We start from the raw sequence: 464 nt of genomic DNA on the forward strand, positions 1-464 counted from the left end.
CAGTGGTGCAGGCCGCGATCCTTGCGCGCGTCACGCGCTCGGCCGTGCTCGAAGTGCTGCGCGAAGATTTCGTCCGCACCGCCCGCGCAAAGGGCCTCGGCAAGCGCGAGGTGCTGTGGAGTCACGTGCTGCGCAACGCCATGATCCCGGTGATGACCGTGATGGGGCTGCAGTTCGCCAATCTGCTCGCCGGCACCATCGTGATCGAGAACGTGTTCTATCTGCCGGGCCTCGGCCGCCTGATCTTCCAGTCGATCGCCAACCGCGACCTGATCGTGGTGCGCAATTGCGTGATGCTGCTCGCCGCGATGGTCGTGATCGTCAATTTCGTGGTCGATGTGCTCTATGCCTTCATCGATCCTCGCATCAAGGTGCACGACCTGTGAGCGCGCCCATCGCCATCGACGCACCCGTCGCAACGCGTCCGCTGCCGGCGCGGACGTTCTGGCGCCGCGCGCTGCGCC

At 65.7% G+C, this 464-nt stretch carries 1 protein-coding gene; it reads left to right on the forward strand.

Translation table 11 applies throughout. The features are described 5' to 3' along the window. A partial coding sequence (locus tag EN994_RS34890) for an ABC transporter permease (RefSeq protein ID WP_164746598.1) occupies nucleotides 1-386 on the forward strand: 386 nt, incomplete at its 5' end. Nucleotides 387-464 lie beyond the last annotated feature (78 nt).

The sequence above is a fragment of the Mesorhizobium sp. M7A.F.Ca.CA.002.09.1.1 genome (assembly GCF_003998555.1).
GTDB lineage: Bacteria > Pseudomonadota > Alphaproteobacteria > Rhizobiales > Rhizobiaceae > Mesorhizobium > Mesorhizobium ciceri.